Here is a 15,612-nt window from a genome sequence, read left to right on the forward strand (position 1 = left end):
TTTATAAAAAAAGGCATAAATTTATGATTATTTATCCTTTTCATATAGTTAAAATTTTCGATCTTTTAGATTGCTTTTAGTTAAATTTTAGATAATTGGTAATTTAAAAAGGATGAAAATGTCTGCATTTTGGAGTGGTTTTTTTACTAGTTTATCGTTGATATTGGCCATCGGTGCACAAAACGCGTTTGTTTTAAAACAAGGAATAAAAAAGGGGCATATTTTTGTAGTTTGCTTGATATGTGCATTATCCGATGCCTTACTTATATTTGCTGGTGTTTTTGGCATTGGACAAGTGATACAAAAATTTACTTTTATAAAACAAGTCGCCATATATGGTGGTTTTGCTTTTTTGTTTGTATATGGTTTTAAAAGTTTGTATAGTGCTTTTAAAAACCATAAAAGCCTAATCCCAAACACAAATTATGAACATAAATTTGGCAAAATAGTACTTTTAACGCTTGCATTTACTTGGCTAAATCCACATGTATATCTTGATACGATGCTTTTAATAGGATCGGTTTCAATAAAATTTGGTGGTGAAAACATAATTTTTGGCATCGGTGCTAGTCTCGCATCATTAGTCTTTTTCTTTTCTTTGGGATACGGCGCTAGAGTCTTAGCACCAATTTTTGCCAAAGAAATTTCATGGAAAATTTTAGAAATTTTTGTTGGAATTGTTATGTTGGTAATAGCTTTTAGTTTACTATTTGTCAAGGTATAAGGATAAAATACATAAAATTTTATGTTAAATATTTTGTATTTTTGTATGAATTTTTAAAAATGCCTTGGCGTGTGTGCCAAGGCAAAATTTACTAGATTAGCAAGAGAAACAAGTTTTAAACTCATAAGCGGTTGGACGCGCTTCATAAGGCCAAACCTGAGTTTCAAATTTCACGTGCTGATATGTGTCGATGAAATCATCTGACATTATCGGTTTTAGATATTCGTTGTCACGAATTAGTGCTTCTAAGCTACCACGAAGCGTGTGTGGAAGCTGCTCTATGCCACGCTCTCTGATCTCATCAAGATGAAGTTTAAATAAATTTTCATCCATTGGACCAACTGGCTCGTATTTGTGTTTAACGCCATCAAGGCCAGCCATTAGCATCGCTGAAAAAGCTAGATAAGGGTTTGCTGTGCTATCAGGAAATCTCATCTCAGCTCTTACTGAGTTTTCGCCTGCACCATAAGGTATACGTATGCTAGCTGAGCGGTTTTGACTTGAATATGTCAGGATAGACGGTGCTTCAAAGCCTGGGATTAGGCGTTTGTAGCTGTTTGTGCTTGGGTTAGTAAAGGCTGCGACGCTTCTTGCGTGTTTTAAAACACCGCCGATGTAGTACCTCGCAAAGTCGCTTAAATTCGCATATCCGCCATCTTTATAAAATAAATTTTTGCCATCTTTCCAGACTGACTGGTGCACGTGCATGCCGCTTCCGTTGTCGCCATAAAGTGGTTTTGGCATAAATGTAACTGTCTTGCCGTTTAGGTGAGCGACCATGCGAACGACGTATTTATAAATTTGGACATTATCGGCGGCTTCGACTAAGTTACCAAATTTTACGCCGATCTCACCTTGTCCTTGAGCGACTTCGTGGTGTCCTAAAAAGACTTCAAGACCAACTTGCTCTAGAACTTGCATCATCTCGGCTCTTAGATCTACCATGCTGTCGATTGGCTGAGTCATCAAGTAACCGCCTTTTCTGCGTGGGCGATGACCTGTGTTGTAGCTATCTTTGAAGTCAGTAGCATCGTTCCACTCGCCTTCCTCGCTATCTACTTGATACATCGCACAGTTTGGGCTATCGATGATTTTGACGTTGTCAAAGACAAAAAATTCATTCTCAGGGCCAAAATACGCCTCGTCACCAAGACCGCTATCTTTTACGTACTGCATTGCTCTTTTGGCTATTGAGCGAGGGCATTTCTCATAAATTTGACCTTTGTAAATGTCGTAAATATCGCAAAAAACAACGACTGTAATATCAGAAGTAAATGGGTCTAAAAATGCGGTTGTAGCTTCTGGCTTCATTATCATGTCGCTCTTATCAATTGGTTGCCAGCCATGCATAGAACTAGCGTCCATCGGGATACCATTTATAAAATTTTCTTTCGTAACAGCTTTTATGTTGTAGCTAATGCTATGCCAAGCACCACCTAAATCAGTAAACCTAAAATCTACAAATTTGACTTCATTTTCTTTACAAAAATCAAAAAAATGATCTATATTTTGGACGAATTTTCCCACTTTTTCTCCTTTTAATTTTTAAATTTTTCGTATTCTATCATAAAACCTAATATTTAAGATTAAATTTATATTCTATTTGAACCCAATCTAAAATTTTACTAATTCTCTATCTCTGTTTTTGAAAATAGCACATTTTGAATAGCCTAAATCTCTAGCTATTTGCTCGCAAATTTCGCCATTTTTACCGATATCTTCTTTTGTGTGGGCATCTGAGCCAAAAGTGATAGCTATATCTTTTTCACCTATAAGCTCTAGTAAATTTACGCTTGGATATTGCTCGCCGATAGGCTTTCTAAAGCCAGCTGTATTTATCTCAACTACTAAATTTGCCTCTTTTATCGCATTTATCGCATCACGCGCTAAAATTCTAATATCTTTTTTGGGTAAAAATTTAAAAATTTTAAGTAGATCAATATGCCCCATTATGTCAAATTTGCCAAGCTTGGCTGATCTTTTAACATGATCAAAATACTCTTGCCAAATTTGATCTAAATCCTTGCCAGCATATCCTCCTATAAATTCAGGATTGTCAAATGCCCATCCATTAAAAAAATGCACAGAGCCTATTAGATAATCAACCTTTCTACTAAAAACTCGCTCGTCCATAAAACCATCTAAAAAATCCATCTCATAGCCAAGTAAAATTTCTATCTCACCACTAAATTCATCTCTTAAATGTAAAATTTTATCTTCATAGCCTTGCATTTCATCAAAGCTCATTCTGTAAGCTTCATCGTAGTTCATCGGTGCGTGATCGCTAAAGCCAAAGTATTTTGTGCCAGCTTTTATTGCATTTTGTACATACTCTCTTGGCTTGCCAACTGCGTGTTTGCAAAGTGGCGTGTGGTTGTGAAGATCGACGGTCATTTTTAGCCTTTTAAGGTCGTTTATTTTTAAAAATGCTATCTAAAAATTTATAAATTTAAAGATAAAAGCATTGCCTTTAAACTTACTTTTTATTTAAATCCTATATAATCAAGCCAAATTTTATTAGGAGCTTTTATGACCCAAGAGGAACTTGACGCACTTATGGCAGGTGGGCTAGATGATGAGTTAGATAATGCTAAAGAAGATGCTGGCCAAGAGGTTGCGGACGTCAAAGAGGATACGGACGAGGTAACAGAAGTTGCAGAAGCAATTGATACTAAAGATGAGACACAGTCAAAACCAGAAAGTAATTCAAAGAATGCAGAAAATTACAGAGTAAGTGCAGATGGCGTTTGGCCACCACCACCACCAACGGAAGATCACAAAATGGTTCATCAGCTTGATGACGTAACAAGAGATAGCGAAGAAAAAGCTACTCAGATGTTTGATAAGCTTGAAACGATAAATAACTTTTTTATGGACGCTGAGAGCGACTCAAATAGCCTAAAAGACACAATAAACTCAAATATCGAGCTATTTACGACACTAAGTGAGAAATTTCCAAATATTGTTGCATTTAGCGAAGCTTTAGAGAAAAACAACTCACTTCTTGGCACGATCGATAATATTATCGGAAATTTACAAATGGGACAAGATGAGATAATGATGGCTATGGATATGATGCAGTATCAAGACATCCATAGGCAAAAGATCGAGCGTGTTATCAACGTTATGAGAGCACTTAGCAAATATATGAATACCTTGTTTGAAGGTAAAATCGACGATGATAAGCGTGTTAGCTCTGCTGTTCACATCGCTGGTGATACAACGACTGAAAATCTTGTCAGCAACGACGATATCGAAGCCTTGATAGAAAGTTTGGGTAAAAAATAGTGCTAAAAAGGCCTGAGCTTTTATCCCCAGCTGGAAATTTAACAAAACTCAAAATCGCCCTTGAGTACGGGGCTGATGCCGTTTATGGCTCAGTGGCTAGTTTTTCACTAAGGACTAGATCAGCAAGGGAATTTAACCTTGAAACATTCAAAGAGGCGATAGACTACACACATGCAAAGGGAAAGAAATTTTATGCGACCATAAATGCTTTTCCTTTTAACTCTCAGATTGAGCCACTAAAAAGGCACTTGCAGACTATCTCGGCAATGAAGCCAGATGCCTTTATCATCGCAACTCCAGGAGTCATGAGTCTAGCAAAAGCCATCGCTCCTGATATCGAGATACACCTCTCAACTCAGGCAAATGTCATGAATGTGCTTGATGCAAAAATTTATCACGATATGGGTGCAAAACGTATCGTCGTAGCACGCGAGATGAACTTAAAAGATGTCATAAAGATAAAAGAAGAAATTCCAACTCTTGATATCGAAATTTTTGTACATGGCTCAATGTGCTTTGCTTATTCTGGTAGGTGCTTAGTAAGCTCAGTGCAAAGCGGGCGTATGTCAAATCGCGGCAGCTGTGCCAACGACTGCAGGTTTAAGTATGAACTCTATGCCAAAAACGAAGAGAGTGGCGTGCTTTTCCGCTTAGAAGAGGATGAAAATGGCACTCATATTATGAACTCAAAAGATCTTTGCCTCATCTCTCACATTAAAGAGATCGTTGATAGTGGCGTGATAGATAGCCTAAAAATAGAAGGTCGCACAAAGAGCGAGTACTACGCAGCTTGCACAGCAAGAGCTTATAAAATGGCGATAGATGATGCCATGGACGATAAATTTGACGCACAAATTTATGAAAATGAGATAAATACACTAAAAAATCGCGGCTTTACGGATGGCTACTTGGTGCATAGACCTTATGAACGAACCGATACACAAAATCACGTTAGCAGCCTAGAAGAGGGCACACATCAGGTAAATGCAATAAGCGAAGATGGAGAATTTTTTAAGTGTAAATATAAAATTTTTCCAGGCAACAGCTATGAGATCGTGGCTCCTACCGGCTCACATATAGATGATAGCGAGAATGAAATTTCAAAGGTTTATTCACAAGAGGGCAAGAAATTTATCAAATTTAAGCAGCTCATCACCAAAAAAGGCAAGGTCATGAGCGAAATTCACAGTGGCAATGAAAATGAGATAAACCTCGGCGTTAAGCTGCCAAAATTTAGTTTTTTAAGGGAGAAAATATGAAATTTGTTTCTATTATAATGGGAAGTAAAAGTGACTATGAGATCGTTAGCGAGGCGGCAAAGACTCTGGAGAAATTTGGCGTAAAATATGAACTGATAATCAGCTCAGCCCACAGAAGCCCAAAAAGAACTAGTGAGTACGTCGCAAATGCTGAGAAAAAGGGCGCAAAAGTGTTTATCGCAGCTGCTGGTATGGCGGCTCACCTAGCTGGTGCAATCGCAGCAAATACAACAAAACCAGTTATCGGCATACCAATGGCAGGCTCAGCTCTAAGCGGCGTTGACGCTTTATACTCCACCGTGCAGATGCCAGGTGGCATGCCTGTGGGCACCGTGGCGATCGGTAAAGCCGGCGCGGTAAACGCAGCCTATCTGGCGGTGCAAATTTTAGCTCTTGAAGATGATAGTCTGGCAAGTGCCTTAAAAGCCGATAGAGAGGCGAAAGTAAAGGCCTTAGAGGAAGACTCTTCAAAGGTTGAAGTGATACTGTAAAAAGGAGAAGCGGTGCAGACCTATCTTGGTGTTGATGAATTTTGCAAACTTGTACACTTGGAGCGTGAAGTTATCGAAGATATGATAAATCGTGGCGTTTTGAAAACCAAAGAGGAAAATGGAGAAACTTTGATAGAAGCGAGCGAAGGAACGATGAGCGTGGTGCCTAGTGTTTCGCAAAATTTATCCTTGCAGCCGCAAAGCCAAGATGGTATCAGCTTTGTTGAAAAGACGATTGGAACGATATTAAATTTACACGAAAAAGTGCTTGACGCAAAGGATGAGACGCTTGAAACCCTAAGAAATGAGAATAAATTTTTAAAAGAGGCGCTTATTTCGATGCAAGAGCTCTATGACGAGGATAGAAAAACGGTCGAGACGCTCACAAAACAGCTTAAAATTTCACAAGATGAAGTTGAATTTCTAAAACGAAAATACAAGCTCATGTGGAACCAAGCGGTTGAAAATTTTAACGGACAAAAGTAGTTTATGAAGATTATAAATTTAGAGGATAGCTTTGAAATTTACGGAGTAAAAACTCGCACTAAAAATGAAGATGAGATAGGTGGCAAGGGTAAAATTCCAGCTTTATGGTCTAAATTTATGAGTGAGCACTACGATGGCAAGAGTGAAATTTATAGCATTTACTGCAACTATGAAAGCGATCTGAATGGATATTACGATAACTTCATCGGCACAAGATCAAGCCACAAAAGTGATGAAATTCTAGGGATAAAAAGTGGCAAATATGCCGTTTTTACTTTTGCAAGAGAGCCGCAAAACGTAGGAAAATTTTGGGGTAAAATTTGGAAGTATTTTGAAAATAGTGAGCTAAAAAGAGCCTATGAAACGGACTTTGAGCTTTACGGCAGCGATGAGATAAAAATTTTTATATCTATTTTAGGTTAGAAAAAATGAATAAAAAAAACAATAGTTCAATCTTAAGTTTTATTGAAAATTTTGGTAATAAATTACCAAATCCAACTATGCTTTTTATCTATCTTTCGATTATTACGATAATAATATCGTTTGTATTAGAAAAGATGGACATTGGTGTAAGCTATCAGGCTATCAAAGACGGACAAATATCACAGCTTAATGCAAATGTTATAAATTTGCTTTCTGCTGATAGTCTTAGATCTTTTGTTTCGTCTGTGCTTAAAAATTTTACTAGTTTTTATCCTTTGGGAGTAGTCTTTGCAATTATTCTAGGTATTGGTATTGCAGACAAGTCTGGACTTTTATCAGCACTTATGACAAAGATTGCCTTAAAATCTTCCAAAATATGGGTAACTCCAATCGTTATTTTTCTTGGCGTAATGTCAAATGTTGCTTCCTCAGTTGGCTATGTTGTACTAATCCCGCTTGGAGCTATTTTATTTGCTGGATTTGGTCGCCATCCAATTGCTGGACTAGCTGCTGTTTTTGCTGGTGTTAGCGGTGGCTGGTCGGCAAATTTATTAATCGGTACAAATGACCCTATGTTTGCGGCATTTTCTATGCAAGCAGCTAGCGTGTTAAATCCAGATTATGTAGTGTTAGCAACTGCAAATTGGTACTTTATGATCGCTTCGACATTTTTGATCGTATTTGTTGGCTGGTTTGTAACAGATAAAATCGTAGAGCCTAGGCTTGGTAAATTTGATTTTTTAGGTGATTTTAGTCTAAAAGAGCATAGCGAGATAAGTGCAGAGCAAAAACGTGGCTTAAAATTTTCACTAATAGCGTTGATTGTTTTTGTGATTTTACTGCTTGTGGCTATTTTACCTTCAGGCTCTTTATTTGGAGCAAAAGGCAATGAAAGCTTTATGAAATCTACTTTTATGCATTCTATTGTTGTTTTTATGATGTTGCTTTTTATAGTGGTAGGTGTAGCTTACGGTGTAGGTGCTAGGACTATAAAAAGTAGTAATGACGCCATAAAATTTATGGAACAATCTATCTCTGAGCTATCAGGATTTTTGGTTTTGATATTTTTTGCAGCCCAATTTACATATCTTTTTAATACCTCAAATATTGGGCTAGTGCTTTCTATAAAAGGTTCTATTTTTCTAAAAGAGATTGGATTAACCGGACTTAGCCTTATTATAGTTTTTATTTTCTTGATCGCTTTTATAAATTTATTTATAGCTGTTGATTCTGCAAAGTGGGCGATGATGGCTCCGATTTTTGTACCAATGTTTATGAATCTTGGACTCTCGCCAGAGCTTACACAGGCTGCTTTTAGAATAGGCGACTCTACTACAAATATCATAACGCCTTTGATGCCGTTTTTTGTTTTGATAGTAGCTTTTATGCAAAAATACAATAAAGAGTTAAAAATCGGATCAGTTGTTTCTATTATGCTTCCTTATACGGTTGCATTTTTAATTTCTTGGACAGCGCTAATGTCATTTTGGTACATTTTTGATCTACCACTAGGACCTGGTGCAGTTATACACTATGTAAAGTAAAATTTTAAAAGGAAAGCAATGACATTTTCACAAATAATATTAACCCTTCAAAACTATTGGCAAGAGCAAGGTTGTGTTATACTTCAGCCATACGATATGCCTGCGGGCGCGGGCACTTATCATCAGGCGACATTTTTAAGAAGCCTTGGACCAAAGCCGTGGGCTACTGCATACGTTGCCCCATCTCGCCGCCCGACTGATGGTAGATACGGTGAAAACCCAAACCGCCTAGGAGCTTATTATCAGTTTCAGGTGCTTATAAAACCAAGCCCAGAAAACATACAAGAGCTTTATCTAAAAAGCCTTGAAAAGCTCGGGTTAAATTTGAAAAATCACGACATTCGTTTCGTCGAGGATAACTGGGAGAGCCCGACTCTGGGCGCTTGGGGGTTAGGCTGGGAGGTCTGGCTAGATGGTATGGAAGTGACGCAGTTTACCTATTTTCAGCAAGTAGGTGGCATCGCATGCGAGTTGATCTCTGGCGAGATAACATACGGGCTTGAGCGTTTAGCTATGTATCTACAAGATGTAAATAGTGTTTATGACATCGCTTGGGACGATAGGGGTGGCAATATCGTAACCTACGCCGACGTTCACAAACAAGGTGAGTACGAGTGGAGTAAATATAACTTTGAAGTAGCAAATGTTGATATGCTTTTTAACCAGTTTGAAAATGCATTTGGCGAGTGTAAGCGTTGCTTGGAGGCTAAAATTTCACTGCCTGCGTATGATTACTGCATGCTTGCAGCTCATACATTTAACGTCCTTGATGCGCGTGGAGCGATTAGTGTTACGCAAAGACAAGACTACATCCTAAAAATTCGAGAGCTTGCAAAAGAGTGTGCACTAACCTATAAAGAAAGCCTAGAGCAAAAGTAAAATTTTATGAAAATAGCTGAAATTTATAAAATTTTAGATGAAATTTGCCCATTTGCGAGCCAAGAGTCTTGGGACAATAGTGGCCTACAAGTTGGCTCATTTGATAGCGAATTTGAGCGAATTTATCTAAGTCTTGATTTAGATGGCAAACTTTTGCAAAATGTCTTGCCAAATTCGCTTATTATCACTCACCATCCACTCATTTTTAAAGGGCTAAAAAGCCTAGACTACAGCCTTTATCCAAGCTCACTCATAAGAGAGATGATGATAAAAAATATCTCGCTCATCTCGCTTCATACAAACGCTGACCTTGTATTTTTAAATGAAAAATTTGTAACGCAGGTTTTGGGGCTTGAAATTTTAAGCAAAGAGGGCTTTTTGATCTACGCTGATGTGAAGATGAAATTTAGCGAGCTTTGTGAATTTGTAAAAGAAAAACTTGGTCTAGAAAATTTAAGAGTGGTTCATGCAAAAGATGAAATTTCTAAAATTTGTATCTGCACTGGAAGTGGCGGAGATCTCATCCAAGATGTAAAAGCAGACGTCTTTTTAACGGGTGATCTAAAATATCACCAAGCTCTTTATGCAAAGGAAAATGGGCTAAATTTAATCGATATAAATCACTATGAAAGTGAACGTTATTTTGGCGATTTTTTAGCAAAATATTTGCAAAATCTGAAAATTGAAGTTATAATACGCAATTCTAAAAATCCATTTACATATTGCTAACAAAAAAAGGAAACATTATGAATAAATACTTACAACAATTAGTTGAATTATCTGATCTTGATAAACAAATAGATGGCTTTATACCACGCATTCAAGACATAGAAAAGGCTTATAAAAATATAGAAGAAGAGTGCGAAACCATAGTGGTTAATATAGAAAGACTAGATGAAGAGGTAAGCGACTTAAAGTCTCAAAAATCAGGCACAAATGCTCATATTGCCGAGTTTAGTGCAAAGATAAAAGATGTAGCTAAAAAAAGCTCAAGTGCAAAAAGCGAAAAGGAGATAAAAGCTCTAAGTCTTGAAGAAGATATTGCAAAAGAGCAACTTGAGGCTGCAAATGAGGAGATCGCTAGACTTGAGAAACTAATAGATAGTAAAAATAGTCAAAAAGATGAGCTTGGTTCAAAAAAAGCTGAACTTGAAGAGAATTTAAAAAATATAAAAAGCAAAACTTCATCTGAGCTTGAAAATATCGAAAAAGAACGTAAAGAAGTTTATGCTAAAAAAGACAAGCTTATCGCCACTATGAATCAAAAAATTCTCGCATTTTATGAAAAAATTAGAAAATGGGCTCATAACACAGCCGTTGTTCCTGTAAAAAAACAAGCTTGTTATGGTTGTTTTATGCAGATAAATGACAAAACTTTCTCTGCTGTTATCAAGGGCGAAGATATCGTTACATGTCCGCATTGTGGCAGAATTTTATACAAACAAGAGCAATAACACATTTCGTGATAATAATATATTACTTTCTAGCCTCAATACTCTATCTATTTGGGGCTATCTTTTTATTTTTTTTAAGTTTTAAAAAAAAGTATCATAAGTCGATTCCGGCACGTTTTTTTCTATTTAATAATCCTAAATTTCAAGATGCAGATGTACATTTTCACGCTTGCTCATTTGGCGAGGTGCAAGCACTCAAACCTTTGATACAAAAATTTGATAGTAAAGCCATAAGTGTGGTGACAAATACAGGCTTTGAAGCGGCAAGTAAAATTTGCTCTAACACGAGATTTTTGCCATTTGAAATTTTTTTGCCATTTTGGCTAAAAAAGAGCAAAATTTTAGTTATTTTTGAGGCTGAGCTTTGGCTTATGCTAGTTTTCATGGCAAAGCTAAAAGGCAGCCGCGTGATCCTCATAAACGCTAGAATTTCAGATAGAAGTTACAAAAGCTACTTGAAATTTGGCTTTTTTTATAGATATCTTTTTAAATTTATAGATAAGATTTACGCCCAAAGCGAGCTTGATAAAGAGCGGCTAAAGTCGCTTGGAGCAGGCGAAATAGCGGTTGCTGGCAACATAAAAGCTGCGTTTTTGCCAAGTGTGAGTAGAGTTTATGAAAAGCCAAAAGCTAGAGTGATCGTGCTAGCAAGTACTCACGCTGGCGAAGAAGAGATGATTTTAGAAAATTTAAATTTAAAAGAAAACGATCTTTTAATTATCGCACCACGCCATCCTGAGAGGTTTGCAGAGGTGGAAAAGCTAGCGAGCGATTACGCTAAAAAGCATGATTTTAGCTTTGCTAAATTTAGCCAAATGCATAAATTTGAAGCTAAAGTAAATTTACTTGATACTTTAGGCGAACTTGTAAATGTCTATACTATTAGCGACATAGTCGTGCTTGGAGGCAGTTTTGTGCCAAATATCGGCGGGCATAATCCAATCGAGTGCGCGCAATTTAACCCAGTGGTAATTAGTGGTGAGTTTATATTTAACCAAAAGGCGCTATTTAGCCTAGTTGAAAACATCTATATCGCAAAGGCTAGCGAGATAGACGGCATAATAGATAGTGGTGCTAAGAAGAGTAAGATCGCCGTGCAAGCAAGCGCTGATGCGATTATAGAAGATATAAGGAGCACTTTATGAGTGAAGAAAAAGCGTATAAAATTTTAGCCAAACAAAAAAATATCTCAAACAACGAGGCAAAGGAGCTTATCGACAGTGGGCTAGTCTATGCCAAGGGACAAAAGGTGATGATCGCTCGTGCGCTAATGAGCGAAAATACTAAATTTAACGTCGAAGAGATGCCAAGGCCAAGCGTTATCTTTGAAGATGAAAATTTAATAGCCATTAATAAGCCTGCTGCCATAACTAGTGAAAAAATCAGTCAAATTTATAAATTTCCACTACTTCACAGACTCGATAAAGATACGAGCGGGGTGCTACTTCTTGTAAAAAATGACGAATTTGCGAACCTTGCCGTAAATGAGTTTAAAAAGATGAAGGTTGAGAAAATTTACGTGGCAGCAGTTAGGGGCATCATGAGCGAGGAAGTGGTCGTAAATGAGCCGATCTTAACGATAAAAAATAAAAATGGTGCCATTTCAAAGATATCAAAAGATGGCAAAGAGGCGATCAGTGAAATTTCACCTCTCATGGTTGTTGGCAAAAAAACGCTGGTAAAAGTTGCCATAAAAACAGGCAGAACGCACCAGATAAGAGTACATTTGGCTAGTTTAAATTTACCTATCGTTGGTGATGAGAAGTACGGCAAAAATAGGGCAAATAGAATGTTTTTGCATGCCTATTCTATCTCTCTTTTAAACTATAAATTTAAAGCGCCGATTCCAAAAGAATTTAACTCCCTTGGATTTGAGCTATCTAATAAATTTGAAATTTAAAGAGCAATAAAGAAATTATTTAGTAATATACGCCCTTTAATAACAACTTAGAAAGGTGATTAGTGTTTGAACAAATTAGCGAGTCTTTTAGATTAGCCGTTAGCAAGATACGTTTTGTAGATGACGAAAAAGCTCTAAAAAACGCACTTGACGTGCTTAAAAAAGCTCTTTTAAAAGCTGATGTTCACCATAAAGTCACCAAAGATCTACTCGCATCTATCGAAAGCGAGCTAAAACAAACTGGCGTTGGTCAAAAGAATTTCTTAGATGCGATCAAGTCAAATTTAACGACTATCTTAACAGCTCCTGGCAACCAAGGCTTTGTTTATGCGCCAGTTGCACCGACCATTGTTTTGATGGCTGGTTTGCAAGGTAGTGGTAAAACAACGACAACTATCAAGCTTGCAAGCTATCTAAAACTAAGAAAGAAAAAAGTTTTAGTTGCGGCTTGTGATTTGCAAAGATTAGCGGCAGTTGAGCAGCTAAGACAGCTCTGCGTTGCAAACGAGATCGATCTTTTTTATATAGAAAATGAAAACAACCCTATAAAAGTAGCAAAAGAGGCATTAGAAAAAGCAAAAAGTGGTCTTTATGACGTGCTTTTAGTGGATACCGCTGGTCGTCTTGCGATCGATGAAAAGTTGATGCAAGAGATAAAAGATGTAAAAAATGCGATAAATCCGCATGAAATTTTCTACGTAGCTGACGCTATGAGTGGTCAAGACGCCGTAAAAACAGCTACAAGTTTTAATGAAATTTTGGGAATTTCTGGAGTTATCCTTTCTAAATTTGATTCTGACTCAAAGGGTGGCGTAGCTATTAGTATCGCAAAACAGCTAAATATCCCACTTAGATTTGTCGGTACTGGTGAAAAAGTTGCTGATATCGAGAGTTTTATACCAGACCGTATCGTAAGCCGTATAATGGGCGAGGGTGACTTAGCTACTTTGGTTGAGAAAACATCGACTATTATAGATGAAAAAGAGGCAAAACGCCTAAATCAAAAGATAAAAAAAGGTCAGTTTAACTTTAATGACTTTTTAGATCAGATGGAGAGTGTTAAAAAGCTTGGCAGTATGAAGTCTTTAATGGGAATGATACCTGGACTTTCAAATATTGCAAATCAGATAAAAGATATAGACCTTGATAATTCAAAAGAAATTTTGCACATTAAAGCTATGATAAACTCTATGACGCAAAAAGAGCGTGAAAATCCTGAACTTTTAAACAATAGCAGAAAAAGACGTTTAGCGGCTGGTTCTGGACTTTCTCAGATAGAGGTAAATCGATTTTTAAAGCAGTTTGAAAATGCCTCAAAACTTGCTAAGAAATTTTCAGGAAAAGGTGGAGCAAAAGGACTTGCAAATATGCTTTCTCAAGCAAATTTTAAAAGACCTGTTTGATAAAAGGGTTTAAATTTGGATATTTGTTATCCAAATTTAAGCTTTATTTAAAAACAAGAGGAGAATATAATATGGCAACAGTAGTAAGACTAACAAGAATGGGACGTAAGAAAAGACCTTTTTATCGTATAGTTGTTACAGATAGTAGAAAAAGACGTGATAGTGGCTGGATAGAAAGTATTGGCTATTACAACCCTATGGTTGAGCCAAATGTTATAAATTTCAACAAAGAGAGATTGGATTACTGGAAAAGCGTCGGTGCTAAACTTAGCGATAGAGTTGCACAAATTACAAAATAATGGTTAAAAATTTTTTATACGAATATGCCAAGTTGATTGCTGATTTTCCTAATAAAGTAAGTGTTGATCGTCAGGAACTTGGTGAAAATTTTGCTGAGATAATTATAAGTGCCGATAAGGTTGATACAGGAAAACTTATCGGTAAAGATGGCAAAATGATAAACGCTATAAAGACCGTTATTATTGGTTGTAAAGCCAAAGATAATACAAGTTATAGAGTAACGGTAAAAGCTATTGAATAGTGATATTGTTGAAGTCGCTACCATCGGAAGATGTGTTGGTTTAAAGGGCTACTTAAAGCTTCACAATAAGAGCGACTTCCCAGAACAGTTTAAAAAAGGTGCAACCTTTTTTGATAAAAACAATGATCAGCTGACCATAAAAGACTACAATAGACAAAAAGAGCTGGTTTTATTTGAAAAATTTGATGACTTAGATCTTGCTAAAACGCTTGTAAATAGAACTATATATACCACAAAAGAGCTCACTAGAAAAAACTGCAAATTAAAAAAAAATGAATTTTTTCAGTTTGATATTATTGGTTTAAAAGTTATAGAAAATGGTGAAATTTTGGGTATTGTAGAAGATATCCAAGATAATTTTGCAAATTCACTTTTATGCATAAAAACAGACGAAGAGCTTACCTTGGGTGGTAAACCAAAGAATTTTTACATTCCATATTTAGAGCATTTTATTATAAGTGTAAATTTGAATAGTGAAGAGATTTTGGTAAAAGGTGCTAGAGACATTTTAGAAAATTCATGAAATTTACATTTATTACGCTTTTTGAAAATTTAGTTAAACCTTATTTTTGTGATTCTATTTTAAAACGTGCGATTAATAATAAATTTATAGAAATTGATTTCATAAATCCAAGAAATTTTACTAACGATAAACACAATAAAGTTGATGATTATATGATCGGAGGTGGAGCAGGGCTTTTGATGTTTCCACAGCCTTTGGATGAGTCGATCAAATTTCTAAAAGAAAAAGATAAAAATGTTCATGTGATATTTTTAACGCCAGCTGGTAAAAAATTTAATCAAAATGACGCAAAGAGGCTTTCTAAAAAAGATCACATTTGTTTTGTTTGCAGTAGATATGAAGGCCTTGATGAACGAGTTGTTGAGCTTTGGGCAGATGAAGTTTTTTGTATAGGTGATTTTGTTTTAACTGGTGGAGAGCTTCCTGCGCTTTGTATGAGCGATGCAATATCAAGAAATATACCTGGAGTTTTAGGAAACGATATAAGCCTTGAAGTTGAGAGTTTTGAGGATAATTTGCTTGAAGCCCCATCTTTTACAAAGCCTGATAATTTTAGATCAATCTTTGTGGTTTCAGAGTTTTTAAAGGGTAACCATGCTAAAATCCACACTTTAAAAAATAAGATGGCTCACTGCAAAACAAGGTTCTTTCGCCCTGATTTATATCAAAAGCTTAAGCCACATAAATAAGGAAAAAC

At 36.4% G+C, this 15,612-nt stretch carries 19 protein-coding genes; 17 read left to right on the plus strand and 2 right to left on the minus strand.

Annotated elements, in window-relative coordinates:
* Positions 1 to 118 precede the first annotated feature (118 nt).
* Positions 119 to 724, plus strand: coding sequence for a LysE/ArgO family amino acid transporter (locus CVT15_RS04305; RefSeq protein ID WP_103577072.1), 606 nt, complete (start codon positions 119 to 121; stop codon positions 722 to 724).
* A 96-nt stretch (positions 725 to 820) separates the two neighbouring features.
* On the opposite strand, the gene glnA is transcribed toward CVT15_RS04305, so the two are convergent.
* Positions 821 to 2,251, minus strand: coding sequence for a type I glutamate--ammonia ligase (gene glnA / locus CVT15_RS04310; protein WP_087585831.1), 1,431 nt, complete (start codon positions 2,249 to 2,251; stop codon positions 821 to 823).
* Positions 2,252 to 2,338: 87 nt separating this feature from the next.
* Positions 2,339 to 3,118: a histidinol-phosphatase gene (locus CVT15_RS04315; protein ID WP_103577073.1), complete on the minus strand. Its 780-nt coding sequence runs from the start codon at positions 3,116 to 3,118 to the stop codon at positions 2,339 to 2,341.
* A 135-nt stretch (positions 3,119 to 3,253) separates the two neighbouring features.
* Between CVT15_RS04315 and CVT15_RS04320 the strand changes: the two genes are divergently transcribed.
* The 16 genes from CVT15_RS04320 (at position 3,254) to trmD (ending at position 15,604) form a co-directional block, all read left to right on the plus strand.
* Positions 3,254 to 4,012: a chemotaxis protein gene (locus tag CVT15_RS04320; protein WP_103577074.1), complete on the plus strand. Its 759-nt coding sequence runs from the start codon at positions 3,254 to 3,256 to the stop codon at positions 4,010 to 4,012.
* Positions 4,012 to 5,271: a peptidase U32 family protein gene (locus CVT15_RS04325; RefSeq protein WP_103577075.1), complete on the plus strand. Its 1,260-nt coding sequence runs from the start codon at positions 4,012 to 4,014 to the stop codon at positions 5,269 to 5,271. Before CVT15_RS04320 ends, CVT15_RS04325 begins: the two co-directional genes overlap by 1 nt.
* Positions 5,268 to 5,762 carry a 5-(carboxyamino)imidazole ribonucleotide mutase gene (gene purE / locus CVT15_RS04330; protein ID WP_103577076.1) on the plus strand — a complete coding sequence of 165 codons (495 nt, stop codon included), beginning with the start codon at positions 5,268 to 5,270 and terminating at the stop codon, positions 5,760 to 5,762. Before CVT15_RS04325 ends, purE begins: the two co-directional genes overlap by 4 nt.
* A 12-nt stretch (positions 5,763 to 5,774) precedes the next feature.
* On the plus strand, positions 5,775 to 6,248 hold the full coding sequence (locus CVT15_RS04335) for a DUF3972 domain-containing protein (protein WP_103577077.1): 474 nt from the start codon (positions 5,775 to 5,777) through the stop codon (positions 6,246 to 6,248).
* 3 nt (positions 6,249 to 6,251) lie between these two features.
* Positions 6,252 to 6,671 (plus strand): GyrI-like domain-containing protein, encoded by a 420-nt coding sequence (locus CVT15_RS04340; protein ID WP_103577078.1) that lies wholly within the window; start codon positions 6,252 to 6,254, stop codon positions 6,669 to 6,671.
* Positions 6,672 to 6,676: 5 nt separating this feature from the next.
* Complete coding sequence (locus CVT15_RS04345) at positions 6,677 to 8,215, plus strand: AbgT family transporter (protein ID WP_107898073.1); 1,539 nt, start codon at positions 6,677 to 6,679, stop codon at positions 8,213 to 8,215.
* Positions 8,216 to 8,233: 18 nt separating this feature from the next.
* Positions 8,234 to 9,094 (plus strand): glycine--tRNA ligase subunit alpha, encoded by an 861-nt coding sequence (glyQ, locus tag CVT15_RS04350; protein WP_087585838.1) that lies wholly within the window; start codon positions 8,234 to 8,236, stop codon positions 9,092 to 9,094.
* A gap of 6 nt (positions 9,095 to 9,100) precedes the next feature.
* A complete protein-coding gene (locus CVT15_RS04355) occupies positions 9,101 to 9,823 on the plus strand; it encodes a Nif3-like dinuclear metal center hexameric protein (RefSeq protein WP_087585839.1) in 723 nt (240 codons plus the stop codon).
* Between the two features lie 17 nt (positions 9,824 to 9,840).
* Positions 9,841 to 10,548: a zinc ribbon domain-containing protein gene (locus tag CVT15_RS04360; protein WP_087585840.1), complete on the plus strand. Its 708-nt coding sequence runs from the start codon at positions 9,841 to 9,843 to the stop codon at positions 10,546 to 10,548.
* An 8-nt stretch (positions 10,549 to 10,556) separates the two neighbouring features.
* Positions 10,557 to 11,693 carry a lipid IV(A) 3-deoxy-D-manno-octulosonic acid transferase gene (waaA, locus tag CVT15_RS04365; protein ID WP_087586010.1) on the plus strand — a complete coding sequence of 379 codons (1,137 nt, stop codon included), beginning with the start codon at positions 10,557 to 10,559 and terminating at the stop codon, positions 11,691 to 11,693.
* Entirely contained in the window at positions 11,690 to 12,448 is a 759-nt protein-coding gene (locus tag CVT15_RS04370) for an RluA family pseudouridine synthase (protein WP_087585841.1), read from the plus strand. Before waaA ends, CVT15_RS04370 begins: the two co-directional genes overlap by 4 nt.
* Positions 12,449 to 12,510: 62 nt before the next feature.
* Positions 12,511 to 13,851, plus strand: a complete 1,341-nt coding sequence (gene ffh, locus CVT15_RS04375; protein ID WP_087585842.1) for a signal recognition particle protein — start codon at positions 12,511 to 12,513, stop codon at positions 13,849 to 13,851.
* 71 nt (positions 13,852 to 13,922) lie between these two features.
* Positions 13,923 to 14,150, plus strand: a complete 228-nt coding sequence (gene rpsP / locus CVT15_RS04380) for a 30S ribosomal protein S16 (protein ID WP_009293992.1) — start codon at positions 13,923 to 13,925, stop codon at positions 14,148 to 14,150.
* Positions 14,150 to 14,392, plus strand: a complete 243-nt coding sequence (locus CVT15_RS04385) for a KH domain-containing protein (protein WP_103576741.1) — start codon at positions 14,150 to 14,152, stop codon at positions 14,390 to 14,392. The genes rpsP and CVT15_RS04385 overlap by 1 nt, the downstream gene beginning before the upstream one ends.
* Complete coding sequence (rimM, locus tag CVT15_RS04390) at positions 14,385 to 14,915, plus strand: ribosome maturation factor RimM (protein WP_103576740.1); 531 nt, start codon at positions 14,385 to 14,387, stop codon at positions 14,913 to 14,915. Before CVT15_RS04385 ends, rimM begins: the two co-directional genes overlap by 8 nt.
* Complete coding sequence (gene trmD / locus CVT15_RS04395; protein WP_103576739.1) at positions 14,912 to 15,604, plus strand: tRNA (guanosine(37)-N1)-methyltransferase TrmD; 693 nt, start codon at positions 14,912 to 14,914, stop codon at positions 15,602 to 15,604. The genes rimM and trmD overlap by 4 nt, the downstream gene beginning before the upstream one ends.
* The last annotated feature ends 8 nt before the right edge of the window (positions 15,605 to 15,612 follow it).

It is taken from the genome of Campylobacter concisus, from assembly GCF_003048595.2.
GTDB classification, from domain to species: domain Bacteria; phylum Campylobacterota; class Campylobacteria; order Campylobacterales; family Campylobacteraceae; genus Campylobacter_A; species Campylobacter_A concisus_L.